We start from the raw sequence: 26520 nt of genomic DNA, 5'->3' as shown, positions 1-26520 counted from the left end.
CCTGGTCATGCGCTGTGATCCGGCCACCGGGCGGGTACGGAACGTTCCGGGCGAATGCGGTCGAGCAGGGGCCGTCAGGTGCCGGACGGCAGGGTGCTGCGGCCGCCCGTCAGGGCGACGTGCAGGCCGTCCGACCGGACCTCGGCGGAGGTCGCGACGAGTCCGAGCGGGTACTCCTTCGGCGCGCCCGCCTGCGGGCCGAGGCCACCGGCCGCGATCCCGAGCCGGTCGGTGGGGACGGAGCGGCCGAACAGGGTGAGCCCGTCGACGGCGAGCGTGACCTTGCCGTCCGCGAGAGTCGGACGCAGCGTCAGCCGCCCCAGGCCGCCCGGACCGACGTCCGCCAGTACCGTCCCCCGCGCCGGGTCGGTGGTGACCGCGGCCACCGCCACGGACGGCACGGCGGCGCGGATCGCGGCGGCGAGGGACTGGGTGGAGACCGTCACGTCGGCGTGGGTGCCGGCGACGGTGGTCGTCCCGTCGAGGCGGACGTCGTCCAGCCGCGCCCGGACGCGGACTTGGGAGAGCCGGCCGACCTGGGCGTCGTCGCTGCTGATGTCGAGCCGGGGAATGCTCTCGTGCGCCAGGTCCCACAGGGCCCAGCCGCCGGCGACACCGACCGCCACGTCGTCGCCCAGGCCGGGAGCCGCCTTCAGCACACGGCTGTGGATGACCCCGCGGACCGTGTATTCGGCCGCGCCGGCGGCGACGACGGCGAGCAGCAGCACGGTGGCCGTGATTGTGAGGACGAGATGCCGGCGCAGGACCACCCGGGTCCTCGTCAGGGCGTGCTTCATCGCCGTTCTCCTCGGGCGGGTGCGAGATCGGGGGAGGAACCGGAGTCCGAGGTGGGATCGGATATGTCGACGGGCTCGGGCGCGTCGGCGGGGCCTTCCGGGTCGAGGTGCGGAAGGAACCGGTCCAGCCAGTCCGGGAGCCACCAGTTGGCGCGCCCGAGGAGGTACATGGACGCGGGTACCAGCAGCAGGCGGACCACGGTGGCGTCGATGATGACGCTGACGCCGAGGCCCAGCGCGAGCATTTTGACGGCGACGTTCGTGGAGAGCAGGAAGGCCAGGAAGACGCTGGTCATGATCAGGGCCGCGCAGGTGATGACGCGGGCGGTCGCGGCGAGGCCGGTGGCGACGGCCAGGTGGTTGTCCTCGGAGTGGAGCCAGGTCTCGCGGATCCGGGAGAGCAGGAACACCTCGTAGTCCATGGAGAGCCCGAAGACGATCGCGAACATCATCATCGGTACGTAGGACTCGACGGGCACCTTCTCCGTGATGCCGAACAGCGCGCCGCCCCAGCCCCATTGGAAGACCGCGACGACCACGCCGTAGGCGGCGGCGATGGAGAAGAGGTTGAGCACGGCGGCCTTGAGCGCCACCAGTGGGCTGCGGAAGACGGTGAGCAGCAGCAGGAACGCGGCGGCGACGACCACGGCGATGATCAGGGGCAGTTTGGCGCTGAGGGTGTCGGTGAAGGTCTGGGCGGCGGCGGTCGTGCCGGTGAGGTAGCCGGTGGCTCCGGTGCCCGACAGGGTCCGGGGCACCGTCTCGTCCCGCAGGGTGTGGATCAGGTCCGCGGTGGCCGCGTCCTGCGGGCCGGTGGTGGGCACGACCGTGGTGATGAGCAGGGCGTGGTCGGGGCTGGGCACCGGGGGAGTCACCGAGGCGACGCCCGGTACGGCCGCCAGCTCGCGCTGGAGCGAGACCGCGAGGCCTTGGCGCAGGCTCTCGCTCTCGGCGTGCCGGCTGTCGAGGTGGGTGACGACGGTGAGCGGGCCGTTGGCGCCGGGGCCGAACTCCTCGGTGATCAGATCGTAGGCCCGGCGGTCGGTCCGGCCGGTGGACTGCGCGCCGGCGTCGACGTGTCCGAGCTGCATGGACGCGAGGGGGACGGCGAGTACGCCGAGTACGAGCAGGCCGCCGGCCAGGAACAGCCATGGGCGGCGGCTCACCCTGACGGCCCAGCGGTGCCAGACGTCGGCCTCGCCGGTGGGTTCGGCGACCGGCTCGCGGACATGGAGGCGGTCGATCCGGTGGCCGAGCAGACCCAGCAGGGCGGGGGTCAAGGTCACCGACGCGGCGGCGGCCACCAGGACACTGAGTCCGGCGGCGACGCCGAGGGCGCCGATGAAGCCCACGCCGGAGGCGCACAACCCGCACAGGGCCATGGCCACCGTTGCGGCGGCCACCAGTACGGCCCGGCCGCTGGTGGCGACCGTACGGCCGACCGCCTCGTCGGGGTCGGCCCCGGCGTGCAGCAGGGCCCGGTAGCGGGTGGCGAGGAAGAGGGCGTAGTCGATGCCGACACCGAGGCCCATCATCGCGGCCAGGGTCGGGGCGGCCTGGGCGAAGCTGAAGTGCCCGGCGAGCAGCCCGAGTCCGGCCAGGCTCACGGACAGGCCCAGCACGGCCGTCACCAGGGGCAGGCCGGTGGCGGCGACACTGCCGAAGCCGACCAGCAGCACCAGCACGGCGACGGCCAGCCCGATCGCCTCCGAGGCGCGGTCGGCGGACTTGGGGGTGGCCAGCTCGCCGAGCGGAGCCCCGTACTCGACGGTGATGTCGTCGGCGCGCAGCGGCTCGACGGCGGTGTCCACCTCGGCGAGGTAGCCGGGGTCGAAGCTCGCCGGGTTGCCGTCGAAGCGGACGGTCACCTGGGCGGTCCCGCCGTCCGCGGAGACGGCCCCGGGGGTGGTGAGCGGGTCGGCCACCGACAGGACGTCCGGGAGCCGGCCCAGATCGGCGACGGCCGTCTCGATCGCCGCACGGTGATCGGTGAGCGCGCCCTTGTCGGAGGTGATCACGATGGCGGAGGCCGTGCCGCCGGCCCCGGTGGTGTGGGCCGTCAGCAGGTCGGCGCCGGTCTGGGTGCTGGTACCGGGGAGGGAGAAGCTGTCCGCGTAGGTGCCGCCCCAGGCGTGGTTGGCGAGCCCGAGGCCGACCAGTGCCAGTACCCACAGGGCGACGACGCGCCAGGCGTGCCGGGCGCACCAGCGCCCGCTCCGGTGGAGGAGCCCCGGCCGCCGGGCCGATTCAGTGTTCATGGGGCCACTGTGCTCGGTGTGTGTAAGGGGGCCGTGGGCACATTGTTCGGTGAATGTAAGGGAGACGGCTAGGCCGTCGTGAACTGGTAGTACTTGGCCCGGCGGCGGGTCTTGGGGGCTTCGCCTGTGACCGGGGCCGGGGTCTTGTCCGTCGCGGCCGGGGCACCGACGGGCTCGATGAACTTGACGTCGATCTGGACGCGGTTGCCGGGCAGGTGTCCTTCCACCAGGGCCGCGAGCGCAGACTGCGAGCGGAGAAGGCGATCGACTTGCTCAACGCACGGTTCGGTTCTGGCACGGTGGGGCCGGCGGCCAGCTACGGGCAGGCTGGCTGACCTCCTCGGAGCCGGGCGGCTGGAGGTCCGGGCGAGCCCCTCCCCGAGTGGGCGGTCCTGAAGTCGCGAGAGAACCTTAGGCTGCTACAGATATCGCAGTGTGAAATTAAGCACCCCAGGTTCAGAATTATGACCCTCATGCTCCCCCCCGGCGGCACACCTACCTTGACTATCTGTATGTCCACCATAGAAAAGCACCTGACATTTCCAGCAATTGCGCCACTTGCTGAGCAGGTGATCACCGTCACCTATGCTATGGATCAGAGTGAACGGTGGCGGGCCCAGAGGGGCCTTGAAGGCGTGACCCGGGGGCTGGTCGGCAGAATGTGCGGCATGGTTCGGGTGAAATGCTATACAGCTACCGCTCTCGTACGAATATATCCTACCGGGCAACGCGGGGTGGCCGGCGAAATATAGGGAAGCGCAGAAAACGCACTCGTGCCAACCACTCTGTGTAAGGCCAAGGAACCCCAAGGTGTTGTCATCGCTGAGGATGTAGTTGTTGCCGGTTATACGATGGGCGCCGCCATTGTTGTGTGGGCATATGCTTCCAAAGTCGCCATTCGAACCGGTCTGGAATAAGACCTTACAGTCGAGACAGGGTCGCCAGTTCCACTGCTTCAAGGCCGTCACCCCCTCCGATCTCGATGCCTAATTAGAGAGCCTGGGGACCTGGGCAACCTAGCATCTACTGGGGGAACGGCCAGGAGTCCTCAGGAATGCTCCACCACTGATTGACGTGCTTAGGGTCCAGCTTATTTTTTGCACAGTCCCATATCTGCAGGCGCGCGCCTATCTTGGGAGGAAGGGGAAAGTTTGGGTTCTCGGCATCCAGACATCTTCCGCTTGCGACATTTTCAAGGTTGCCGCGATACCAGGGAAAGTCGCCGAACTGAACACCGGGGCCATGCGTCCAATGCCGGGTATTGGAATTCGTACACTCGTTGAGTGTTATGTGCGTCCCATTTCCCAAGCCGCCATTTAGTAGATCCCAGCATTTCCCGTACCAATGTATCCGATATGCGCCATCTTCGACGGTGAGGCCATAGATGCTTCCACCCGTCTACAATGTCAAACCTGCACAACTCGGCGGACCGGCGGCATAACAGCCGCCCGGCCACCACCCTCCTACTAGGGGGCCCGAGGCGCTGTTGGTGATGCGAACCGAAGTCGAGCGAATTACCTGATTCGGGGTGGCTGTCGCGTGCGCTGCTATAGCTAACGTGAATGCGGCAGCAAGGGGGAGGATGCACTTGGAACGCATGGCAATTCTCCAGCCGTTCGAGATTGCGGGCTGGTTTCGGAGCAAGCCTGCGAGCTTGGTCTGATAGGTCACTTATTAGTCTCCTACAGGACGCTGCAACTCGCATTAGTACCTGATCCGTATCCTCCTGGTGCTCCTCTGCCGACGTGGTCTCGGTCGCGTCAGGGTTGGGGGGATGAGATGAACTTCGACGAGAACGAGCCGCAGTCTGTTCGGGCAGCCTTGTCAACCGCATCATCAAGGCCGGGCCGGGCGGGACGATCACGCAGGACATGGTTGACCAGGCGAACAAGGTCAATCCCGCTGTAGACAAGGCCAACGGCTGACCCCACAGGGCAGGGTGGCAAGTCACAGCCCCTGAGGCGGTCCTGTGCCGTTGGGAGTGGGCTGCCGGGTCTGGTTGAGGCGCTCGGCTGAATGCTGCAAGCTGGGACGGAACTGGTCCGCCGGTGACGCCCCAGCCACCCACTGGAGTACGGGACAGTCTTCTAGACCTACGGCGAACAAGAGCGAGAAGATCCCACCGACGATGCCTAGAGCGACCAGCTTGCCGTTCCAGGCAAGGAGAACCGCAGCGACGGCCACGATGACTGCGCCGACGTGGGCTCCTCGTAGGTCGAGAGACGCAGCCTTACGCGCCGCTGGCTGCCGGTCACTGCGCCCGAGGTCCTGCTGGCTTCGGGGCTGAAGGGGGTCGAGATCTCCGGTCACGAGGGTTTACTTCCGCCACTTTTTTGGCACATGCCCGTCCTCGACGAGGCGGCGCGGTCGGCCCCTGTTTGCTATACCCTGCTGGTCGTCTGTCCGGCCCATGGGACGTCAAGGCCATCCGCATGGGCTATCGGTGGCCCAGGGGCCAGCTCTGCGCCCTGACTTACGGGACAGCCCTTAGGAGCAGACCTTCGTATCGTCTTCGGGCGTCCATGGATAGTCGATGACGGGCGCATTTGCTTTACAGCTGAAGGCGGCGAGGAGCCCCAGAACGAACTGCGTCGCGACGACGACAAAGATGACGACTGACAACACAAGCAGAAGGTATGCCCATACTCGTAGTTCACGAACGACAGGAGTGTCAAGGCCTGTCACAGATGCACCGTCATGACTGGCACGCATTGCTTCGAGAGCAGGCAGAGCATGAGAGCGGAACAGCTCGCTTTCCTGCAGGCCGATCGCTTTAGGCATTCCGAGGAATCGACGAAAGTCCTTGCTGGTTGCAGCCTTCCAGACACCCATACAGAGCCACATAAGCAGGGTGCTGCCCAGAAGAAGACCTAGCCGGTATCCCAGACTGTAAGCGCCCAGCAAGATGCCACCTGCCCAGGCAACGACGATCCCGACCCACGCCGGCCACGCTACCAGCGCACACACTGCGCCGATCAGAATGATTGTCTGCTTCCTGAGCCACTGCTTCGTCGATGCGAGGTTGGCCCCAACGACATCGTACTTAGCCAGAGTTGAGACGAGCCCTTCCAGGTCTTCCTTCAACTCTCCCCCATTGGGGACACGCGTTTCTAGCCAGTCAGATTGCGTAGTAGCCGACTTCACCACGATTGCGACGAGAGTCTTCCGGCTGAGCGGGTCACCCTGGAAGATGGCGTCCCCTGCGTCCAACGTCTTCCGATAGGCATCGGCCAGAGCGCGGACATGATCAGGCGTGACTGTCATGCTGAACAGATACAGCACGAGCCATCAAGTAATCTCCCCACCACGCCGATCCAATGGATCGACCGAGGCGCCCGCCAAAGTTCGAGCAGCGGATTCTGATACCCGGCCCGACCCCGAGCGTCCGGTCAGCACCCCGAACGTCGTCGAGGACCTTGCGCACCGCGGCATCCACCGGGCGAAGGGGGTGGGTGCTGTCGTCTTCGCCAGATCCCAGACACAGGGTCGTTCCGCGGCTGGTGGGGGTGACGAGGAGGACGCCGTACTCGACGCGGGTCTGTACCGCGCCGCTGCGGTAGGGGCTGGCGGACAGGCATCCGTCGCCGAGTTCGCGTTCGTAGCGCTCGTGCGGGCCGGCGAAGAAGTGATCGGCCACGGGGCCTTGGCCCTGCCAGACCACGATCGCGAAGAGTCCGGCGCGATGCCGGGTGCCGCGGCCTTGAAGCCGGGGACCTGGATGAGCCTGGGCCCGACCCGGTGGACGATCGCGGTCCCCGCGATCGCGACGGCCCCGGATGCCACGACCAGCAGGGTGTAGTGGAGAGGATGTCTGCCCGGTTGCCGAAAGTCAGCGGAAGGGCCGCGCAGGCCAGCACCAGCAGGCCCAGCCCGGTCAGGATCACCGCCTGGAAGCCGCCCGGCTTGGCCGGCCACTTCGTGCCGGCCGGGACCAGGTGTGTTGTCCCGGGACGTTGGTGACATGCGTGCTGGGTTGTTGAAATGGGTGAGGGCCTCCGGGTTCGGTGTGGATTGCGACATCTCCACCGAAGGCAGGAGGCCCTCGTGCCTCACCGTAATGCCCCGCTGACGGAGACCGGACGTCTTCGCCTGGCCCGGTGCGTCGTGGACGACGGCTGGCCGATCCGACGTGCGGTGGAGTGTTTTCAGGTCAGCCACACCACCGCGGCCCGCTGGGCCGGCCGCTACCGCCAACTCGGCATCGCCGGAATGAGTGACCGCACCAGCCGACCCCACCGCCAACTTCTGCGGACGGCGGCCGCGGTCGAGGCGGAGGTGCTCCGGCTACGGCGCGAACACCCCATCGGCCCCCTGCGACTGGCCGCCCGCTGCGGCATCGCACCCTCCACCGCCCACCGCATCCTGATCCGCCACGGCCGGCCGCCCCTGGCCGCACTCGACCGCGCCACCGGCGAGCCCGTCCGCCGCTACGAACGGCAACGGCCCGGCGAACTCGTCCACATCGACGTCAAGAAACTCGGACGGATCCCCGACGGCGGCGGCCACAAGACCCTCGGCCGGGCCGCGGGCAGCCCGAACAAGGACCGCCGCAACGGCGCCGGATACGTCTACCTCCACACCGCCCTGGACGACCACACCCGCCTGGCCTACACCGAAGATCTCCCCGACGAGACCGCCCCGACCTGCGCCGGCTTCCTGACCCGGGCCACCGCCTGGTTCGCGAGTCTGGGCATCACCGTCGAACGCGTCCTGACCGACAACGCCTGGGTCTATAGAAAGAACACCTGGCGCCAGACCTGCCGTGACCTGGGCATCCAACCACGCTGGACCCGGCCCTGGCGGCCCCAGACCAACGGCGAGGTCGAACGCTTCCACCGCACCCTGCTCGAGGAATGGGCCTAGCACCGGCCCTACACCTGAGACCACGAACGCATGAAAGCGTTCACCGACTGGCTGCACCGGTACAGCTACCACCCACCCCACACCGGCATCCACGGCCAAACACCCGCCAGCCGCGGCACCAACCTGTCCGGACAACGCACCTGGGCCGTTTCCTTCGGATCACCTTGCTGACCAGATGAAGATGGCGGCGAGGTGGAGTCCGGCGAGGTAAATGGTGGCGGTCTTGCCGTAGCGAGTGGCCAGGCCGCGCCACTGCTTGAGCTTGTTGATGCAGCCTTCGACGGTGTTTCGCTGTTTGTAGGCCTCGCGGTCGAAGGCGGGCGGGCGGCCGCCGGCCTGGTCAGTCGGTTGCGGGATCACCGCTCGGATCCCGCGCCGCTGCAGATGACGGCGGATCGTCCGGGACGAACAGGCCTTGTCGGCCAGGACCGCGTCCGGCGTGATCCTTGGGCGGCCGATTCGTCGGGGCGCTCGTAATCGGGCCATGACCTGTGGGAACGCCGGTGCGTCGCCTGCTTGGCCAGGGGTGATGACGAACGCCAGCTGTCGGCAGTGGCCGTCCGCGGCGCGGTGAATCCTGGTGGTCAGACCACCGCGGGAGCGGCCGAGGGCATGGTCGGCCGGCTTGCCGCAGGGCCCCTTCTGACGGGCCCCGGCGGTGTGCTGATGAGCGCGGACGATCGTGGAGTCGACGGCGACGACCCAGCCGAGGTCGCCTTCGGCGTCGGCGTGAGCGAGCAGGGCGGTGAACACCTTCTCCCAGGTGCCGTCGGCGGCCCACATCCGCAGGCGGTTGTGGGCTCCCTTCCACGAGCCGAAGTGTTCGGGCAGGTCCGTCCACGGTGCGCCGGTGCGGTACTTGAACGCGATCGCGTCGATCACCTGCCGGTGATCCCGCCACCGTCCACCCCGCCGAGCGGTCCGGTCCGGCAGCAACGGCTCTGTGCGGGCCCACTGGGCGTCAGTCAGCGACACACATCAACCAACGATCCGATGATCGAAAGGCGACGATCTAGTCACCGGAGAAGGCAATCCGCAGCTCTCGGTCGGTACGGCACCGCAGGCCCCAGGCCAGCAGCGTCGTCACCACCTCGTGCTCGCCACTCCCGAGGCGTGCGAGATCCACACCTCCCAACTCCCGCACCATTTGGTCCACCGCCTCACCGCGCAGGGTGGTGTCCCCGTATGGATCGATGCGGGCCAGGCTGGGAACCCGGTGCCGGCCGAGCCGTTCGACGACCGTCCAGAACTCATCGTTGTCGTCGACCAACCGCTCCAGCACCCCTACTGACGGCCGAGGTCCGGGCTTTCGCCCGGTCCGGGACACACAGCCCCCTCGACGCAGGTCGACTACGAGCGTCATTCCTGCCCCTCTACTCCAGCGCACGCCCTCACAACACGCAGCACAGGCCGATTCTCCGTGATCCGAAGGAAACGGCCTAGGTGGGGGCGGGCTCCGACGGGAGGGTGACGGTGAAGCAGGCGCCGCCTTCCGGGCCGTGCCCCTCGACGCGGATGGTGGCGCCGAGCCGGCCGGTCAGGCGGTGGGCGATGGCGAGCCCGAGGCCGCTGCCGACCGGGCGGGTGTCGCGGTAGCGCTCGTGGAGGGCGCCGTGGTCGAAGGCGATGCTTACGTCGTCGTCGGTGAGGCCGGGCCCGCCGTCGCGGACCTGCAGTTCGGCCCCGCCGCCGGTGGCGGCCCGGCGGACGGCGAGGACCAGGGGAGCGCCCTCGGGGGTGACGCGCAGCGCGTTCTGCACCAGACCGTCGAGCAGTTGCCGGACCCGGAAGGCGTCCGTCGCCACGACGACGGGCAGGTCCGGCCGTTCGAGCCGCAGATCGACGCCGTGACGCGCGCACAGGCCGGTCCAGAACGCGGCGGCCTCGCTGAGCAGCGCGCCGAGGTCCGCCGGCGCCACGTCCAGGCGGAAATCGTCCGCCTCCAACCGGGCCAGGTCCAACAGGTCCCCCAGGAACCGATCCAGCCGCCGGGTCTCGTCGGCGAGGATGCCGCCCACCTCGGGCACCCGCTCCGGCTCGATCAGACCGTCGGCGAGTGCCTCGGCGTACCCTTGGAGCGCGGTCAGCGGGGTGCGCAGGTCGTGGGAGACGGAGAGCAGGAACTCCCGCTGTCGGTTCTCGCTGTGGGCCAGCGCCCGGTCCAGGACATTGAGCGCGCGCCCGATGTCCGCGGTCTCCCGGGGGCCGTCGACGGGGGCCGGTACGCCGCGTTCGCCGTCGGCGAGCCGGTGCGCGATCTGCGCGGCCGTCACGAGCGGACGGGCGATCCGGCGGGCCAGGAGCGCTCCGGCCAGGGCGGCGCCGAGCATGCCGAGGACCAGCGGCACGATCACATTGCGCCGGATCCGGTTCGTGTTCTCGGTGACGACCGCGTACGGCTCGGTCAGCACGACCGCGCCGCCGCGTACGCCGGGCCGCCCGACCAGCAGCACCTCCTGGCCGCCGAGGATGCCGGTGGTGGACACGGGATCGCCCTTCAGCAGGGCGGATTTGGACGTCCTGTCGACGGCCGGGCCGGCGGTTCCGCTCACGGTGCCGTCCTGGGCGATGACCGCGAGCTGGACCTCGTTCGGTCCGGCCAGTACCTGGGCGCCGGTGAAGAGTGCCTCGGACACGGCCGGCAGCCGGCTGAGGACCGTCGCCTGGCGGGTCAGCTGGTCGCGTTCGCGCTGTTCGGCGCCGTGCGCGGCGGTCTGCCAGGCGATCAGTCCGGTGAGGGCCACCGCGAGCGCCGCCACGACGGTGGTCAGCACCACGATCTTGCGGGCGAGGGAACTCGGACGGGGGCGGTTCACGGGCCGGGAGCCGTCGCGCTGTACCCGACGCCGCGGACCGTACGGATCGGGCTCGCGTCGCCGAGCTTGGCGCGTACCTGCGAGACGAAGACGTCGACCATGCGGGTGTCGCGGTAGCCGGCGTACCCCCAGACCTGGGCGAGCAGTTGCTCACGGGTGAAGACCTGGCCCGCGTGCCGCAGGAGGTGGGAGAGCAGGTTGAACTCGGTGGCGGTGAGCTCGACGGGCTCGCCGTCTCGGCGCACGGTGCGGCTGACCGGGTCCACGCTGAGCCGGCCGTCGGTGCTCCCGGCCGGCGGACCGGGCGGGACGGGCGGGCCCGCCGCCCGGCGCAGTACGGTCTTGACCCGGGCGACCAGCTCGCGCGGGGAGAAGGGCTTGGTCAGATAGTCGTCCGCGCCGAGTTCGAGGCCGAGGATCCGGTCGGCCTCCTCACCACGGGCGGTGACCAGCAGGACCGGTGTCCAGTCGCCGGCGTCCCGCAGGGCGCGGCAGAAGGCGATGCCGTCCATGCCGGGCAGCCCGATGTCCAGGACGATCGCCACCGGGTGCATGCGCCTCGCGGCCGCGAGACCGGCGGCCCCGTCGGCCTCGACGTGGACGCCGAAGCCCTCACGGGTCAGGTAGAGGCGTTGCACGTCGGAGATGTGGCGCTCGTCCTCGACGATCAGCACGAGGCCCCTGGACTCCGTCATCACTGCCTTTCAACCGCGGTCGGCAGCATCGATGCTAACCGCGCCGACCAGCCCTTCCGGTGGGCGCGCCGTCATCCGTACATTCCCCGAACAATGCGCCGGCCGCACCCCTGGTGGGGCATATGTCCGTAGTGCACACGTGGCCGATTCTCGCTCTTGCGGTCACTCGGATGGAAGTGCTTGCCATATTCTGAGGTTAGGCTAACCTAACTGTCGTGCAAGCAGCTGAAGAGACCACCGGCGCCACGCGTCCCCAGGGTCATGAACTCACCGCCCAGGGCGTCACCGTGGCGTACGACGGCATCGACGTCGTACACGACGCCTCCATGACGCTGCGACCCGGTGAAGTGACCGTCCTGGTGGGACCGAACGGCAGCGGCAAGTCCACGATGCTGCGCACGATCGCCCGGCTGCAGCGGCCGCGGACCGGCACCCTCGTCATCGACGGGGACGCCGACGGCTTCGCCCTGAGCCCCCGTGAGTTCTCGCGCCGCGTCGCCCTCCTGACACAGGGGCGCCCCACGCCGAGCGGACTGACGGTACGGGACCTGGTCGAATTCGGCCGGTACCCCTACCGCGGACGCTGGGGCAGGGACGATCCGGGCGGCCGGGCCGCGGTCGACCGCGCGCTCGCCCTCACGGGCGTCGGGGAACTCGCCGAACGCGGCGCCGAGCACCTCTCCGGCGGACAGCTCCAGCGCGTCTGGCTGGCCGGCTGCCTCGCCCAGGAGACGGGCGTGCTCCTCCTCGACGAACCGACGACCTACCTGGACCTGCGCTACCAGGTCGAACTCCTCGACCTCATGCGCGATCTGGCGGACGACCACGGGATCGCCGTGGGCGCCGTACTGCACGACCTCGACCAGGCCGCCGCCGTGGCCGACCGGATCGTCCTGCTCCACGCGGGACGGGTCATCGCCGACGGCGGGCCCGAAGACGTCCTCACCCCCGAGCGGCTGACCGACACCTACGGCATCCGCATCGACGTCGCGACCGACCCCCTGACAGGCCAGTTGCGCACCCGCGCGATAGGCCGCCACCACTTGCGTACCGAAAGGCTCAGTACCACCTCATGAGACGACTCCTCCTCACCGTGGCGGCCGCCACCGTCGCGGCCCTCACCCTGACCGCTTGCGGGACCACCGAGCCCGCCGCCGACGACGCGAAGAAGACCGCCGAGCCGATCACCCTCACCGACGCCTCGGGCGCGAAGGTGGAGCTCGCCGGCCCCGCCAAGAAGGTCGTCGGCACCGAGTGGAACGTCGTCGAGAGCCTGATCTCGCTGGGTGTCGACCCGGTCGGCGTCGCCGACGTCACCGGCTACAAGACGTGGAACACCGCTGTCCCGCTCAAGAACGATCCCAAGGACATCGGCACGCGCGGTGAGCCGAGCATGGACACCATCGCCTCGCTCAAGCCCGACCTCGTCATCGCCACCTCCGACCTGCCGCCGGCCGCCATGCAGCAGCTGCGCAAGGTCGCCCCGGTCCTGGAGGTCCGCCCCGGCGACGCCAAGGACCCGATCGGCCAGATGACCAAGAACCTGGACCTCATCGCCCAGGCCACCGGCACCACGGCGCAGTCCGACAAGCTCAAGCAGGGCTTCCAGGCCAAGCTGGACCAGGGCAAGAAGGCGCTCGCCGACGCCGGCAAGGGCGGCGCCGCGTACGCCTTCGCCGACGGGTACGTCATCTCCAACCAGGTCTCGATCCGGCCCTACACCAGCGGTTCGCTCATCGGCGGGGTCAACGAGAAGCTCGGCCTGAAGAACGCCTGGACGGTCCAGGGTGACGAGGCCTACGGTCTGGCCACCAGCGACGTCGAGGGCCTCACCAAGCTCGGTGACGTGGAGTTCGCCTACATCGGCAACGACGGCGACAAGGACAGCAACCCCTTCGCCGGTGCCCTCGCACAGGACAAGGTGTGGACCTCGCTCCCGTTCGTGCAGAAGGGCAACGTCAACCGACTGCCCGACGGCATCTGGATGTTCGGCGGTACCGAGTCGATGAACAAGTACATCGACTCCGTCGTCGCCGCACTGACGAAGTAGCACCATGGCCGTCACCGCAACAACTGCCGCCACCCGTCCGTCGTCGGTCACCTCCCGGACGGGAGCGGCCGCGGTGACGGCCGCGCTGGTCCTCCTCGTCGCCGGCCTCGCGGCCGTCGACATCACCCAGGGCACGGCCTCCGTCGGCGCGTCCGAGGTGTGGCGGGCGCTCACCGGCCGGGCCGACCCGGGCGACGCGTCCGTCGTCATCGCCTCCCGGCTCCCGAGGATGGCCGCGGGGCTGTTCGTCGGCGCCGTCCTCGGCATGGCGGGCGCCGCCCTCCAGGCGGTCAGCCGCAACGTCCTCGCCTCGCCCGACACCCTCGCCGTCAACGCAGGCTCCTACTTCGGCCTCGGCCTCCTCGCCGTCTCCGGCGCCTCGCTCCCGCTGCTGGCCTCCTCCGGCGTCGCCTTCGTCGGCGGCCTCGCCGCGTCGGCCGTCGTCCTCGGACTGTCCGGCCTCGGCGCCGGCACCGTCCGGCTCGTCCTCGCGGGCAGCGCCCTCACCCTCGGCCTGTCCGCCGTCACCGAAGGCCTGCTCCTGCTGTTCCCCCAGCAGACCGCGGGCATCTTCCGGTGGAACCAGGGCAGCATCGCCCAACACGGCTTCGACGGGCTCCTGCAGATGGCACCGATCGGCCTCGTCGGCCTCGTCGGACTGCTGCTCCTGGCCCGCCGCGTCGACGCCCTGGCACTCGGCGACGACGCCGCCCGCGGCCTCGGCGTCCCCGTCCGGTCCACCCGGGTCACCGCCGTCGTGCTCGCCGCCCTGCTCTCCACGGCCGCCGTCACGCTCGCCGGCCCCGTCGGCTTCGTCGGAATGTGCGCCCCCGCCCTCGTCCGCCCGCTCGCCCGCAGATTCCGCGGGTTCACCCGCAACCGCGCGGGCCTGCCGGTCGCGGGCCTCACCGGTGCGGCTCTGGTGCTCGGCTCCGACGTCCTGCTGCGGTCCGTCGTACGGACCGACGTGGCCGTCGCCGTGCCCACCGGCGTCGTCACCAGCCTGGTCGGAGCCGTCTTCCTGATCGTCATGGCCATCCGGGTCAAGGACACCGCCGGAGCCGGGGCCGTCGACCGGTTGCGCATCAGGAGCCGGACCGTCTTCCTCGTCACCACGGCGGCCTTGGTGACCGTCCTCATCGGCGTGATCGTCACCGCCGTGCTGGTGGGAGACAGCAAACTGCTGCTCGGCGACGTGCTGAACTGGGCCCAGGGCCGGGCCGGCCGGACGACCACCTTCGTCCTGGACACCCGGGTGCCCCGTGTCGTCGCCGCCCTCCTCGCCGGCGCCGCGCTCGCCCTGGCCGGAACCCTGGTCCAGGCCGTCACCCGCAACCCGCTCGCCGAACCGGGCGTCCTCGGCGTCTCCGGCGGCGCGGCGCTGGGCGCCGTGCTCCTCGTGACGACCGTGCCCCTGGCCGGATCCTGGAGCGTGGCCGGCGCTGCGTTCGCGGGCGCCGCCCTCAGCTCCGTCATCGTGTTCGGGCTGGCCGCGCGCGGCGGGTTCCAGCAGAACCGGCTGGTCCTCGTCGGGTTCGGCGTCGCCACCGCGTCGGCCGCCCTCGTCAGCCTCCTCATCATCCTCACCGACCCGTTCAACGCCACGAAGGCGCTCACCTGGTTGTCCGGCTCCACCTACGGCCGGACCCTGCCCGACGTGGTGCCGCTCGCGATCGTCCTCGTCGTGGGCCTGGTCGTCTCGGTCGCCCGGCGCACCGAACTCGACCTCGTGTCGCTCGACGAGGACACCCCGAGGCTGCTCGGACTGAGCCTGGGCAGCAGCCGCTTCGGCTTCCTCCTGCTCGGCGTCCTGCTCAGCGCCACCGCAGTGGCCGCCGCCGGCACGATCGGCTTCGTGGGACTCGTCGCACCGCACGCCGCCCGCGCACTCGTGGGCCGGCAGCACGACCGGGTGGTTCCGGTCGCCGTGCTCCTCGGCGCCGTCCTCGTCTGCACGGCGGACCTGGTGGGCCGCACCGTGATCGCACCGGCCCAGCTCGGCGCCGGCCTGATGACCGCGGTGATCGGCACCCCGTACTTCCTCCACCTGCTCGTCCGCAGCCGCCGTTAGCTCTTGTCGGAGTCGCCCGAAGGCCGGGTACGGCGCGGAACCGCGCCGGACCGGCGGCCGGCAACTGACCGCGCCGGCCCAGGTCCAGCAGGACCGAGGCGACCGCGGGCATACGGGTGGCCAGTTCGGCGAGGCCGTGGCGGTCCAGGATCTCCGCGGTGTTCGGGGCGAGCAACCCCGGCGCGGGCCTGGGCCTGGACTTGGCAGAGGGTGCGCCGGAGACGCACGGGAACGGCGCGGGTGGGGCGAGCGGTGTCGCCGCATCCGCGCCGCCCCGCATCCGCGCCGCGTACGGGACCAGGGCCTCGTGGGTCGAGATCAGGCGGGCCGCGCCAGCAACTGCGCCAGGTCATCGGCGAATTCCGTGATCCAGGCGAGTGCCGGTCCGCTGCGGGCGACCCGGAAGCCGTGCCGACGCCCCCAGAACGCCGTCTGAACGGCGTGCAGTTGAGCCCAGCGTCGGACGCGTTCGCGATCGAGCTCCGCGGCCTCGACGAAGACGTCCAGGGTGCGGTGGACCGCCTTGCCCAGGTCCTCCGCTCCGAGGAGGGACAACGCGCGCGTCTTGAGCAGGGTGCCCCCGTCGTAGGCCGGGTCTCCCGCATAGCCCTTGGGGTCGACGGCGAGCCACGGCTCGCGGTCCGCGCGCAGGATGTTCCTGGCGTGGAGGTCGCCGTGGATCAGGATGTCCGGCTGGGTGCGCCCCAGCTCGTGGACGGTCGCCACCGCCTCGTCCACCACGTACGACGGCATTGTGTGCATCAATTCTGCCTGGTCCAGGCGGAGTTGCTCCTCCCAGGAATCGCTCCGGTCCCGTAGCCGCGGCAGACCGGCCGGCGCCGGGACGGCCAGTCGGCGGCTGAGTCGCCCCGCCACCGTCACCACCTCGTCGCCGTCCTGGACCTCCTCCAGCGTCGAAGTCCGAACCCGTTCCAGCAACATCGCGAAGCGCGCGTCGTCGCGCTCGTGCAACAGGACCGCACCGTTCCCGCCCCACGCTTCGAACGCGTCCGGCTCATGGACGTTGCCGGGGTGCGGGAAGGACACCTTCACCACGGCCGGTTCCGTGGCCCGCCGCAGCACCGGAACGATGATCCCGACACCTCCGTGCATGACCGCGCCGTCCGGTACGCACTCCCAGCGCTCCAGTAACTCGTCGACGATCCCCGGCAGTTCGGCGAGCCAAGCGGTTCCGGCAGCGCCCTCGCGCTCGACCGTGCTGCGCGTGAACGCCTCCGGTGTCTGGATCATCCCGGTACCTTACGCTGGGCCTCATGATCCATTCTTCTGTCCGTCCGCGACCGGCCCTCCGGGCGACTTCGAGCCGCCGGGGCCGCTGATATGCCGCCCTTCACCTACCGGCTCACCCCCGCCGCCGTCCCCTTCGCCGTCCGGGAACAGGTGGCCGAAGCCTTCGTCGCCGCGGCGCGCCACTTCGCTCAGCAGGCCGGCGTCGACCGGCTGACGATCGACAACCCGATGGCCTGCGGATTCTTCTCCTTCCGGGTCCGCTCAGCCCCGAGAGCACCGGAGTTGGCGGAGCTGTTCCCCGCGTACCGGCCTGACCCGTCCGGCCCGCCCGGCCCGCCCGGACCGTCCGGCTACCACGACGGTGCCCGCGTATCGCTCGACGTCGGTCTGGAACTCCTGCGGGCCATGCTGCTGCGCGAAGGCCCCTGGTGTCGGCTGCACGCCGAGGGCGGGTTCTTCCTCCACGTCGGCGAACGGCACGACCTCTACGTCGGGGGTGCGACGCCGCACGCGGAGGCCGCGGCGCACGCCCGCCGATCGGGGCTGACCGTCGAACCGGTCGAACGCTCCCCGTACGACCCCGCCCTCGACGACATCGACCGCCGCCCGCCCGCGGACGGTGCCTTCTGGACGGAGGTCCGCCGCCTGGTCGCCGAGCACGGCGGGGTACTCGTCGAAGAACAGCACGTCGGCGGCGACCGCCGGTGGCACCGACCGACCACCGCCGCCGAGGTCACCCGGGTACGGGCCCTGCTGACCCCGCGGGCCCGGACGGCCGTGTGGCCGGACCTGACCGACGACATCGAGGCCGTCCGCGCCGCCGTCCTGCGCTCGCAGCGGCTCGAACTCCTGGTCCAGCAGAATTCCGACGGGACCCTCCGGGCGCGCATCGCCGAGCCGTGGATGGGCCGGACCGATCACGCCTACCCGATGATCACGACCGGCCCGGGCCGCCGGGCCGGCCTGGTACCCCTGGCACCGACCGATCGCCGCCCGCTGCTCGCCGGAGTGCTGCCGGACGCCGACGGCGTCGTACGGGCCCGTTGGCGCAGCAACCGCACCCCTGCCGACGAACGGCGGACCCTGCTCCGTTCGCTGCGGACCGAGGACGTGGTGACCGGCACCGTGGTGAGCGGCCTGGACGACGTCGGTGTGCACGTGGACCTGGACCTGGAGCGGGACCTGGAGCGGGACCTGGAACACGAGCGGGGGTGCTCCATGGGCTTCCTGCGCGTCCCCGAGATGTCCTGGGAGCACTTCGAGGACCTGGACGAGGTGGCCCCGATCGGCCGTCGGATCCGCGCCGAGATCCTCCAGATCGACCTGGAGTGGGAGCGCGTGAGCCTGTCCGTGAAAGCACTGCACCCGGACCCCTGGCGCACCTTCGCCGGGGCCCACCGGGTCGGCGACACCTTCGCAGGCACCGTCACGAAGATCGTTCCGTTCGGTGTGTTCGTGCGGCTCGCACCCGGCATCGAGGGTCTCCTCCACGAGAGCGAGCTCGCCGGCAGGACCTGTGCGACCGGGGACGACGTACGCGTCACCCTGCTCGACGTGGACCTGGAGCTGCGCCGGATCAGTCTGTCCCCGGAGGGCTGAGCGGGCGGCCGCCGGTGCGGTGTCACTCCAGCAGGGAGAGCGCACCGGCGGCCGCGAAGCCGAGCACGGTCGACAGGCCCGTGAGCCTGCCGCCCAGCTCGAAGGCCTCCGGCATCATCGAGTTCGCGAGCATCGTCAGGACCGCCCCCGCCGCGAAGGCCTGCACCAGCCGACCCTCCGTGCCGGGGACGAACCCCACCAGCCCGTACCCCAGCGCGGCGCACGCCCCCGAGATCGCGGTGATGCCCCACCAGATGCGGTACACCCCACCCGGCTCCCGACCCTCCTCACGCATGCCGGCCGTGGCGCCGAGGCTCTCGGGGAGGTTCGACAGGAACACCGCCGCCAGGAACGGAACGCTGACCTGGCCGCCGGCGGCCAGACCCATCCCCAGCACCAGGGACTCGGGAATGCCGTCCAGCAGGGCGCCGAGCACGATGGAGCGATTCGCGTTGTGCGCGCTCCCCGTCGCACGCTGCGCCGTGGCCTTCTGCGCGAGCACGCCGTCGAGGAGGAAGAAGGTCAGGGCGCCGACGCCGACGGCCAGGAAGTCCCACGCGCTCTCGAAGCGCTCCCTCGGCACGAGCTCGTACGCCACGGCCGCGATCAGCGCCCCCGCGCCGAAGCCCAGGATCAGACCGGTCACCCTCGGCGACGGAGCGTGGCGCAGCGCCAGCCAAGCGCCGATGACCAGGGAGAACGCCGCGAGTGCGCCCCATCCGGCCGCCGCGAGAGCATGCATCGGACCTCCTGGACGGCCGTCCGCGAGGCGAGGACGACCCCGGACCATGCTTCGGGCCGCCGCACGCCCGGACATCACCCGGACCAGGTGACACAACTGGTGATCACGACCGATCGCCGGTTCAGTGGGGAGCGTGGGCCGATCACAGTCCGTACCCCGGCGGGACCCCCGGTGACCTCCACGGGCCACCGCGCACCGACCGGCGACCCGATGCTCACGGCCCGGTTCGCGCCCCCGGCCGTGCCGAAGCTGCTGGTCCACCGGCCCGAGCTGCTGGGACGGCTGACCGCCGGGGCGCAGGGGCCGCTCACCCTCATCAACGGTCCGGCCGGATCGGGAAAGACGGTGCTCACCGCCCACTGGGCGGCCGACGGACGCGCGCCGCGTCCCCCCATATGGCTCACCGTCGAACCCGACGACGCCCCCGGCGCCTTCTGGGCGTACGTGCTGGAGGCCCTCCACCGGGGCGGGGCGGCACTGCCCGCCGAGGTGGGCAGGCCGACCCGGGCCGAAGGCGTGACCCGGTCGTTCCTGGTGCGGCTGGCGGACGGGCTGGCCGCCTCCGCACAGCCCGCGGTCCTCGTCCTCGACCAGTTCGACACCACCCAGCCGCCCGCGACGAGCGAGGGGCTGGACTTCGTACTCCGGCACGCGGCGGGCGGGCTGCGCATCGTGCTCACCAGCCGCTCGGACTCCCTGCTGCCCCTGCACCGCTACCGGGCGGCCGGCGAGATCACGGAGATCCGGCACGCCGACCTCAGATTCACCGACGCGGACGCCGAAGCCCTGCTGAGCGAGCACCACCTGACCGTCTCACCCGCCGGAATCCGCCTGCTCATGGAGCGAACCGAGGGATGGGCGGCCGGTGTACGTCTGTGCGCCCTGGCGATGCAGCGCGGCGCCGACCCGGAGGCATTCCTGCGCCAGTTCGCCGCCGACCGCACCACGATCGCCGACTACCTCCTCACCGAGGTGCTCGACGCACAGCCGCCCTCCACCCAGGACCTGCTGCTGCGCGTCTGCGTCACCGACCGCGTCCACCCGGATCTCGCGGACGCCCTGACCGGCCGGGACGACGGCGCCCGGACCCTGGCCGGGCTGGCCCGCGAGAACGCGTTCCTGGAACAGATCGACGCCTCGGCCTGGTACCGGCTGCACCCGCTGTTCGCCGAGGTCCTGCGCGCACACCTGCGGCAACGCCGCCCCGGTCTCGAACCCCGGCTGCACGGACGGGCGGCCCGTTGGCTCGCCCGGACCGGGCGGCTCACCGAGGCGGTGCTCCAAGGCGCCGCCGCCGGGGACTGGCAGTTCGCGGCGGCCCAGCTGGTCGACAACCTGGCGCTCGGTCGCCTCCTGACGGGACTGGAAGCGGATCAGCTGGGCCAGGCCTTCGCCGGGATGCCGACCGGGACACCCGGACTCGCGCCCGCACTGGTCGGCGCGGCCGCCCGGCTGGCCGCACAGGACCTGCCCGGATGCGAGGCCGGACTGCGCCGGGCGGACGACGTTCTCGCGGACGCGTCCCCTACGGACGACCCGTCGGCGGACCCCTGCGGGCCGGCGGCACGGTTCGGCCGCGCCTTCCTCGGCGTACTCGTCGGCCGGCCGGCCGACGACATGACGGCCACCGAACGGGCGGCCGCCGAGGCCGACCGGCTGCTGCGGGAGCTGCCGCCGCCCCTGCTCGCCGAGCGCCCCGAGCTCCGCGCCCTGCTGCTGGCGCACCTGGGCGCCGTCGAGCTGGGCGCCGGCCGCCTGGACCGGGCCGAATCCACCCTCGCGGCCGCCGTCGCCGCATGCGGCCCCCCGGGAACGGAATCCCCGCTCTGCGGCGCACTCGGCTCACTCGCCCTGACCGAACTGCTGCGCGGCCGCTTGCGGCAGGCGGCCGAGCACGCCCGCGCCTCGCTCGCCGTCGCCGAGCGGTCCGCGCTGCCGGCCGAACGCCGGGCGGGGACCGACCACCTCGTCCTGGCGGGCGTGGCCTTCGAGCGGGACGACCTGCCGGCCGCCCGGCACCACCTGGACCTGGCCACCGCGGCGCCCGGGCCGCGCCCGGATCGCGCGACCGCTGTCCGGGCCGCCGTCATCGAGGCCCGGATCACGGCGGCCGAGGGCGACGGGGACGCCGCGCTCGCCGCCGTGCGCGCGGTGGACCCGGCGGGGCTGCCCGCCTGGGCGGCGGACGAGCTGGCGGTGGCCGAATCGGCCGTGCACCTGGCCCGCGGCGACGCGGCCGCGGCCCTGCGGGTGCTGGACGCGGTGCAGGCCCCGGACGGCGACCGACCGGAGCGCGCGGCCGCCCGGGCCAAGGCCCTGCTGGCCGCCAGCCGGGACGCGGACGCGGCGCGGGCACTGGCGGCCGTACCGGCGGACGACCGAGTCCCGACGCCCGTACGGGCCCACGCGTGCCTGCTCCACGCGCGGATCGCCGAGGCGGCCGGCGACGCCCGGGAGGCACACCGACGCCTCGATGAGGCGCTGGCCCTCGCCCGCCCCGAGGAACTGCGCCGGGTGTTCGTCGATTGCGGCCCCTGGGTGCTTCGGACCCTGCGCCAGGACCCCCGAGTGGCACGGTCGCACGGCTGGCTGACGCCGCCGGCACCGGCCCGTAGGGCCCGTACGGCGAGCGCGCCGCAGGCCGCGCCGCAGGCCTATGGGCAGCCGCCGGTGGTGGAGCCGCTGAGCGCGCGGGAGACCGAGGTGCTGCGCAAGGCCGCGGATCTGCTGTCCACCGAGGAGATCGGTGCCGAGTTGTACGTGTCGGCCAACACGGTCAAGACCCACCTGAAGAGCGTCTACCGCAAGCTCGGCGTCACCCGGCGCAGCGAGGCGGTCCACCGGGCGCAGGACCTCGGGATGCTCTGAGCCGTACGGGGGTCCCCGGGGGCGCCGGGAGCGCCGGGGACGCGCTTCTCGCCCGCACCGGGCGATGCCGAGCCGCGGCCCGGGGGCCCACGATGGCGGTGAAGGCCGGCAGAGGTCCGGGCCCTCGCACCGGCCCGGGCCCCGAAGCCTTCGTTCCGAGAGGAGTGAGTGCTCTCATGCGCTACGAATTCCGTATCTCGGGGGTCGTACCGGACACGCTCGCCGCGAGCTTTCCCGAGCTCGCCCGGACGCCCGTACCGGAGCAGACGCTCCTGTTCGGCAGCGTGGCGGACGAGGCCCACCTGTACGGACTCCTCACCCGCTTCCAGTCCCTGGGCCTGCGAGTGCTCGAAATGCGTCGGCTGCCCGCATGAGCGTGCGCCGCCGCCCCGTGCGCTCGGTGCGCTCCGTGCGCCCGGGTGAAGACCACCCGCTTCGGGTGATCACAGGAACCGGACCGCCGGACGACACTGCGATGTGGGCACCGAAGCCTGTCACCGACGAGCCGGAGCAGGACGGTCCTGCGCTGTACAGCCAACTGTGAGGTGAATTCCATGGGCCAGCCGACACCGACCGGGGGAAACTGGAACACCGGCCCTGCGCCGGGTACGACACCGATGTATCCAAGCGGCGACAGCCAGGGCGCGGGGAACGTGGGCACGTTGTTCGCCGCCGTCCTCCTCCTGGTGACCGGTTGCCTCGCGGTGTTCCAGGGAATCGCGGCCATCGCCAACGACGATGTCTACGCGCGCATCGGAAGCTACGTCTTCGAATTCGACCTCACGGCATGGGGTTGGATCCATCTGATCGTCGGGATCATCGTCATCCTCACCGGGGTGGGCCTGTTCGCGGGCTCGAACCTGGCGCGGGGCGCCGGTATCGCACTCGCCGGCATCAGCCTGATCCTCAACTTCATGTGGCTGCCGTACCAGCCGTGGTGGTCGATCATCATCATCGCGATCGACGTGTTCATCATCTGGGCCCTGTGCACGAGTTGGACGCACGCCACCGAGTGACGCGAGACGTGAGACGTGAGCGGCACCCGATCCGGCAACGGGTCGGGTGCCGCTCACGGCCGTCGGCCGCAGTGGGGCCCTGCGGCCGACGGGTGTGGTCCCGCCCTGTCGTCCGGGCTACGCGGCGCCCGTCATGCGGGCGAACACCACCACATTGCTGTCGTAATAGTGCTTCTTGGGGTCGAAGGTGCCGCCACAGGTGACCAGTCGCAGGCCCGCGTGGTCGATGTTCTTGTAGACCTCGAGCGTCGGGAACTCGGCCTTCGGGTACTCGGCGACGCGGTCCACCGTGAACGTGACCGTCTTGCCGTCCTGCCGGGTGACCTTGATGGTGTCTCCGCCCTTCATCGTCTTCAGCTTCTCGAACACCGCGGATGCTCCGTTCCACGTGACATGCCCGGCGATCACGGCCGGCCCTTGGGAGCCGGGGGTCGGCCCCGGCTCGTACCAGCCCGCGAGCGCGGGGTCCTTCGGGGTCTGCATGGTGCCGTCGGGGTTCTGCCGCAGGGTCTCCAGGGAACTGGTCAGGTTGAGCGAGGGGATCGAGATCTTCTGCGGCTCGGACCGGGCCAGGGCCTGTTGGACGCCGCCCGAGCCGGCACCCGCGCCCGTGCTCCCACCGCTCTGCGATCCGGCTGCGGGTGTCTTCCCGGGGGGAGCGGCATCGGCGGCGGCCGGTGCTCCCCCCGGGAGGTTCTGCCCCGCCGGGGCGGCGGGCTGCGCCGCGTTCTGGCCGCCGCACCCGGCGAGGAGGAGCCCCGTGAGGGCTACGGCCGCCAGCGGGCCCAGGGTCCGGCGGCGGGACCGCACGAGGGTCGCCTTCACGCGCCGCCCCCGGTGGACTCCCTGCGGACGGAGCCGATGCCGGCCCGCTTCCGCCCGAGGATCACCGCACCCGCCACCACGGCGAGTACGGTCATCGCCACACCGTCGCGCACCGTCACCGGCGCCGCAGCGTGCTCCGCCGTACCGCCACCGGTCTCGATGCCGCCCACGGGAACCGATCCCACGGCAGCGCCCTTGACCTCACCGCAGTTCGTCGGGGCCGTCGCCTCCTGGGGCAGCTTCGGGTCGAGCTCGCTCTTGCCCGCGCCCTCGAAGTCGTACTTCTTGTTCTTGTTGCGGTCGATGCCGTGCTGGACGACGTGCAGGTCCTTGATGTGGTCGACCACGTCCTGACCGACGGGGATCGTCCGCTTGTAGCGGATCGTGCCCTTCGCGTCGGCGACGGGCATGCGCAACACGTCCAGGCCGCTGGTGGCCTTGGTGTCCCCACCTGTGGTGAGCGAGATGTTGATGTCGCCGTAGTCATGCGTGGCCTCGGTGTTGCTGAGGACCCCGTCGCCGTCGGTGTCGTCGCTCGCGTCCGGGCAGTGGAAGTCGTGGCCCTTGGTCGAACCGTGCAGATGCTGGGCCGACGGTTGGCCCGGCACCATGCCCTTGGACTCGATCTGAACGGTCAGGTCCTTGCCCTTGAGGGTGAGCATGACCGTACCGCTGGAGCCTGATGAGTTCAGCTGCGCAAGGTCGATCTGGTACGTCTTTCCGCCCTCGGCGAGAGCTGGTCCGGAAACGCCGAGGGTCAGGACCACGGCGGCGGGTATGGCGGCGAGAACCACGTGGCGACCGGCGCGCTTGACTATCACATTCGCTCCTGTTCCGTGGATCCCCAGGAAGGGAATCGCAGATCGTACGGGATTTGAGCGAGGCCCTGGTGAGGCTCTCGCTGATCCTTCGTTGCCCCAACGCCTGCGGATGGGTGCCCATTTAAAAAATCTCAGGTGGCTGGTTCCGGCCGTGTTCGGCAGAGTCGTTCCGAAACCGGCGCATTTCCGCGTGCGATGCACGTCGGAACGCGCTCGGATCGGGCTCGAAACGCGCTCGGGAGGCAGCCGGATCATCGCGTCGGCCAGGATGTGGCGCGAGGCGGGTTCCCCGAAAGCCGCACGTCGGCGGCCTGGAACAGGCCGCGGTGGGGCCTGTGTCGAGCGGCTGGGAATTCGATGTGCAAACGCGCAGCCGCATACGCAGGGAGGAGGTCGGGGAAATCCCTCCTCCCTGCGTCCGAGTCAGCCCCGCACCGCCCATGGACAGGGGCTTCGGTGGGGCCGACCGCGTCAGGTGACGGAGTCTGAACTCGGTCTCTCCGGAAGTAATCTGACCGCTGTCCATTCGAGTCTGCCGCATCCACTCACGTGCATCCACCGCCTCAGAAATCATTCCGGTCGTCGACGGGTGGGATCATCCCCGCCGACGGGTCCGGCTCGGTCTCGACCTTTCTAGTCGTCCGGGCGGCGACCGGACGAATAGTTGACCTCTGATGCTAAGAAATGCCGTCAGCCGTGCACCGGGTACGAGGCCTGGAAGGCGAGCCGGCCGTCGGCCGCGTCGCCGATGCGCGTGAGCAGATCGTCGAGCGCGAGGTACTCCTCCCAGTGCTCCCCGCCGGTCTCGTGCACGAGACGGGCGATCAGGAGGTCTTCGAGCTCCTGGAGGCGCTTGTTCTTCCAGACCTTGTCGGCCGTGCTCACCAACAGGTCCTCGAGCGTCGTACCAGGAGCGGCCCACGAGGCGTGGGTTCCGGCGAAGCGGGCCAGGTCCGGGCCGAACCCGCGGGCCAACAGCAGTTTACGGCCCGCCTCTTCGTGCGAGGAGCCGGGCGCGGACAGTTCGGCCGGGTGCACCGTCTTACCGATGTCGTGGGTTGCCGCCCCGAAGGCGACGGCCGCACGGTCGACGATGATCCGCGGGTGGCGGCGCTCCAGCCAATCGACCAGTTGGACCGCCACGTCGTGGACGGCACGGAGGTGGGCGGCCAGTCGCGGCGGTGCGTCGAGCGACCGAAGGAGTTCCACCACCGGTGACGGAAGGGGACGCAGTGGTGGATCGGAAGGAGCGCGCAGAGCCTGGGACAAGAGGTCTGAGTAGTCGGTCACCGGTTCAGGCTAAGGAGCCGCCGGTGGGCCCCGTGCCGGACCCCTTGAGCGAACCGCAGATGCCGCCGAAGCGCGCGCGGGGGCGGCTGCTCGCGCGACGGGGGAACGCCGGCGGAGCCGGACGGCCACGTCCGTCTCGATCCCCGGGGCTCGACGGCGCTCCCGTACCCCCGAACGGAGGCGCGGGTCCACCTATTCGAGGGAACCGGGCGCCCGGACCCAGGCCCGGAGGCCGTCAGCTGCCGAAGTAGAGGGCGACGACCCCGCTCGGGGCCGTGCGGTGCTCCGGCACCGCTGTGCGGTTACAAGGAGATTCACGTGTCGCGTGTTCTGAAGAGTGCGGGTCTGGCCCTGGTGCTGGGCCTGGCGGTCATCGGCGGTGCCACCTCGGCGTCGGCGGACTCCACCGCGAACGGTGCCGCGATCGGTTCGCCCGGTGTGCTTTCGGGCAACGTGATCCAGATCCCGATCCACATTCCGATCAACCTGTGCGGCAACAGCATCAACGTGATCGGCGCGTTGAACCCGGCCGCCGGCAACGTCTGCGTCAACGCCTGA

General features: G+C 70.6%; 22 protein-coding genes and 1 pseudogene. 9 read left to right on the top strand and 14 right to left on the bottom strand.

Annotated elements, in window-relative coordinates; translation table 11 throughout:
• Window positions 1–74: 74 nt before the first annotated feature.
• The 5 genes from BCL76_RS13575 to BCL76_RS38530 all read right to left on the bottom strand — a co-directional run bounded on the left by BCL76_RS13575 (window position 75) and on the right by BCL76_RS38530 (window position 6692).
• Window positions 75–797 carry an LmeA family phospholipid-binding protein gene (locus BCL76_RS13575; protein WP_109779725.1) on the bottom strand — a complete coding sequence of 241 codons (723 nt, stop codon included), beginning with the start codon at window positions 795–797 and terminating at the stop codon, window positions 75–77.
• The gene (locus BCL76_RS13570) at window positions 794–3055 is read right to left on the bottom strand and encodes an MMPL family transporter (protein WP_109779724.1); all 2262 of its coding nucleotides are present in this window, start codon (window positions 3053–3055) and stop codon (window positions 794–796) included. The genes BCL76_RS13575 and BCL76_RS13570 overlap by 4 nt, the downstream gene beginning before the upstream one ends.
• Window positions 3056–3123: 68 nt before the next feature.
• Window positions 3124–3282 (bottom strand): hypothetical protein, encoded by a 159-nt coding sequence (locus BCL76_RS38935; protein ID WP_181382539.1) that lies wholly within the window; start codon window positions 3280–3282, stop codon window positions 3124–3126.
• A gap of 2260 nt (window positions 3283–5542) precedes the next feature.
• Window positions 5543–6337, bottom strand: coding sequence for a hypothetical protein (locus BCL76_RS13560; protein ID WP_109779722.1), 795 nt, complete (start codon window positions 6335–6337; stop codon window positions 5543–5545).
• Window positions 6303–6692, bottom strand: a complete 390-nt coding sequence (locus BCL76_RS38530; RefSeq protein ID WP_146228371.1) for a hypothetical protein — start codon at window positions 6690–6692, stop codon at window positions 6303–6305. The genes BCL76_RS13560 and BCL76_RS38530 overlap by 35 nt, the downstream gene beginning before the upstream one ends.
• Before the next feature lie 407 nt (window positions 6693–7099).
• Between BCL76_RS38530 and BCL76_RS13550 the strand changes: the two are divergent.
• A pseudogene (locus BCL76_RS13550) lies at window positions 7100–8089 on the top strand (IS481 family transposase).
• Here the strand turns inward: BCL76_RS13550 and BCL76_RS13545 are convergent.
• From BCL76_RS13545 to BCL76_RS13530, 4 genes are all read right to left on the bottom strand, one after another.
• The gene (locus BCL76_RS13545) at window positions 8078–8893 is read right to left on the bottom strand and encodes an IS5 family transposase (RefSeq protein ID WP_109779720.1); all 816 of its coding nucleotides are present in this window, start codon (window positions 8891–8893) and stop codon (window positions 8078–8080) included. The pseudogene BCL76_RS13550 and the gene BCL76_RS13545 overlap by 12 nt on opposite strands.
• Window positions 8894–8930: 37 nt before the next feature.
• The gene (locus BCL76_RS13540; RefSeq protein ID WP_146228370.1) at window positions 8931–9188 is read right to left on the bottom strand and encodes a hypothetical protein; all 258 of its coding nucleotides are present in this window, start codon (window positions 9186–9188) and stop codon (window positions 8931–8933) included.
• A 169-nt stretch (window positions 9189–9357) separates the two neighbouring features.
• Entirely contained in the window at window positions 9358–10734 is a 1377-nt protein-coding gene (locus BCL76_RS13535) for a HAMP domain-containing sensor histidine kinase (protein WP_109779718.1), read from the bottom strand.
• The gene (locus tag BCL76_RS13530) at window positions 10731–11429 is read right to left on the bottom strand and encodes a response regulator transcription factor (RefSeq protein ID WP_109779717.1); all 699 of its coding nucleotides are present in this window, start codon (window positions 11427–11429) and stop codon (window positions 10731–10733) included. The genes BCL76_RS13535 and BCL76_RS13530 overlap by 4 nt, the downstream gene beginning before the upstream one ends.
• Before the next feature lie 215 nt (window positions 11430–11644).
• Here BCL76_RS13530 and BCL76_RS13525 point away from each other — a divergent pair, with 215 nt between their 5' ends.
• The 3 genes from BCL76_RS13525 to BCL76_RS13515 are packed head-to-tail and all read left to right on the top strand — an operon-like array spanning window position 11645 to window position 15550.
• Window positions 11645–12505, top strand: coding sequence for an ABC transporter ATP-binding protein (locus tag BCL76_RS13525; RefSeq protein ID WP_109779716.1), 861 nt, complete (start codon window positions 11645–11647; stop codon window positions 12503–12505).
• The gene (locus tag BCL76_RS13520) at window positions 12502–13479 is read left to right on the top strand and encodes an iron-siderophore ABC transporter substrate-binding protein (protein WP_109779715.1); all 978 of its coding nucleotides are present in this window, start codon (window positions 12502–12504) and stop codon (window positions 13477–13479) included. The genes BCL76_RS13525 and BCL76_RS13520 overlap by 4 nt, the downstream gene beginning before the upstream one ends.
• Window positions 13480–13483: 4 nt before the next feature.
• The gene (locus BCL76_RS13515) at window positions 13484–15550 is read left to right on the top strand and encodes an iron ABC transporter permease (protein WP_109779714.1); all 2067 of its coding nucleotides are present in this window, start codon (window positions 13484–13486) and stop codon (window positions 15548–15550) included.
• A 318-nt stretch (window positions 15551–15868) separates the two neighbouring features.
• Here the strand turns inward: BCL76_RS13515 and BCL76_RS13510 are convergent, their stop codons facing one another.
• On the bottom strand, window positions 15869–16801 hold the full coding sequence (locus BCL76_RS13510) for an aminoglycoside phosphotransferase family protein (protein ID WP_109779713.1): 933 nt from the start codon (window positions 16799–16801) through the stop codon (window positions 15869–15871).
• Between the two features lie 90 nt (window positions 16802–16891).
• Here BCL76_RS13510 and BCL76_RS13505 point away from each other — a divergent pair, with 90 nt between their 5' ends.
• Window positions 16892–18400 carry a S1 RNA-binding domain-containing protein gene (locus BCL76_RS13505; RefSeq protein ID WP_109779712.1) on the top strand — a complete coding sequence of 503 codons (1509 nt, stop codon included), beginning with the start codon at window positions 16892–16894 and terminating at the stop codon, window positions 18398–18400.
• Window positions 18401–18422: 22 nt separating this feature from the next.
• Here BCL76_RS13505 and BCL76_RS13500 read toward each other — a convergent pair whose 3' ends face one another.
• Complete coding sequence (locus tag BCL76_RS13500) at window positions 18423–19142, bottom strand: ZIP family metal transporter (protein WP_109779711.1); 720 nt, start codon at window positions 19140–19142, stop codon at window positions 18423–18425.
• 171 nt (window positions 19143–19313) lie between these two features.
• On the opposite strand from BCL76_RS13500, the gene BCL76_RS13495 reads away from it, so the two are divergent.
• The 3 genes from BCL76_RS13495 (at window position 19314) to BCL76_RS13485 (ending at window position 23026) form a co-directional block, all read left to right on the top strand.
• Window positions 19314–22010, top strand: coding sequence for a LuxR C-terminal-related transcriptional regulator (locus tag BCL76_RS13495; RefSeq protein WP_258309617.1), 2697 nt, complete (start codon window positions 19314–19316; stop codon window positions 22008–22010).
• Window positions 22011–22186: 176 nt separating this feature from the next.
• Entirely contained in the window at window positions 22187–22384 is a 198-nt protein-coding gene (locus BCL76_RS13490; protein ID WP_109779710.1) for a hypothetical protein, read from the top strand.
• Window positions 22385–22564: 180 nt separating this feature from the next.
• Window positions 22565–23026 carry a DUF7144 family membrane protein gene (locus BCL76_RS13485; protein WP_375137911.1) on the top strand — a complete coding sequence of 154 codons (462 nt, stop codon included), beginning with the start codon at window positions 22565–22567 and terminating at the stop codon, window positions 23024–23026.
• A gap of 117 nt (window positions 23027–23143) precedes the next feature.
• Here the strand turns inward: BCL76_RS13485 and BCL76_RS13480 are convergent, their stop codons facing one another.
• The 3 genes from BCL76_RS13480 to BCL76_RS13470 all read right to left on the bottom strand — a co-directional run bounded on the left by BCL76_RS13480 (window position 23144) and on the right by BCL76_RS13470 (window position 25962).
• Entirely contained in the window at window positions 23144–23851 is a 708-nt protein-coding gene (locus tag BCL76_RS13480; protein ID WP_258309616.1) for a class F sortase, read from the bottom strand.
• Complete coding sequence (locus BCL76_RS13475; RefSeq protein ID WP_109779708.1) at window positions 23848–24672, bottom strand: hypothetical protein; 825 nt, start codon at window positions 24670–24672, stop codon at window positions 23848–23850. The genes BCL76_RS13480 and BCL76_RS13475 overlap by 4 nt, the downstream gene beginning before the upstream one ends.
• Window positions 24673–25362: 690 nt before the next feature.
• On the bottom strand, window positions 25363–25962 hold the full coding sequence (locus BCL76_RS13470; protein ID WP_258309615.1) for an HD domain-containing protein: 600 nt from the start codon (window positions 25960–25962) through the stop codon (window positions 25363–25365).
• Between the two features lie 318 nt (window positions 25963–26280).
• Here BCL76_RS13470 and BCL76_RS13465 point away from each other — a divergent pair, with 318 nt between their 5' ends.
• Window positions 26281–26520: a chaplin gene (locus BCL76_RS13465; protein ID WP_109779707.1), complete on the top strand. Its 240-nt coding sequence runs from the start codon at window positions 26281–26283 to the stop codon at window positions 26518–26520.

It is taken from the genome of Streptomyces sp. CG 926, from assembly GCF_003148825.1.
Classification (GTDB): domain Bacteria; phylum Actinomycetota; class Actinomycetes; order Streptomycetales; family Streptomycetaceae; genus Streptomyces.
The sequence above is the reverse complement of the archived record's forward strand: the minus strand, read 5'-3'. Positions and strand labels throughout refer to the sequence as shown.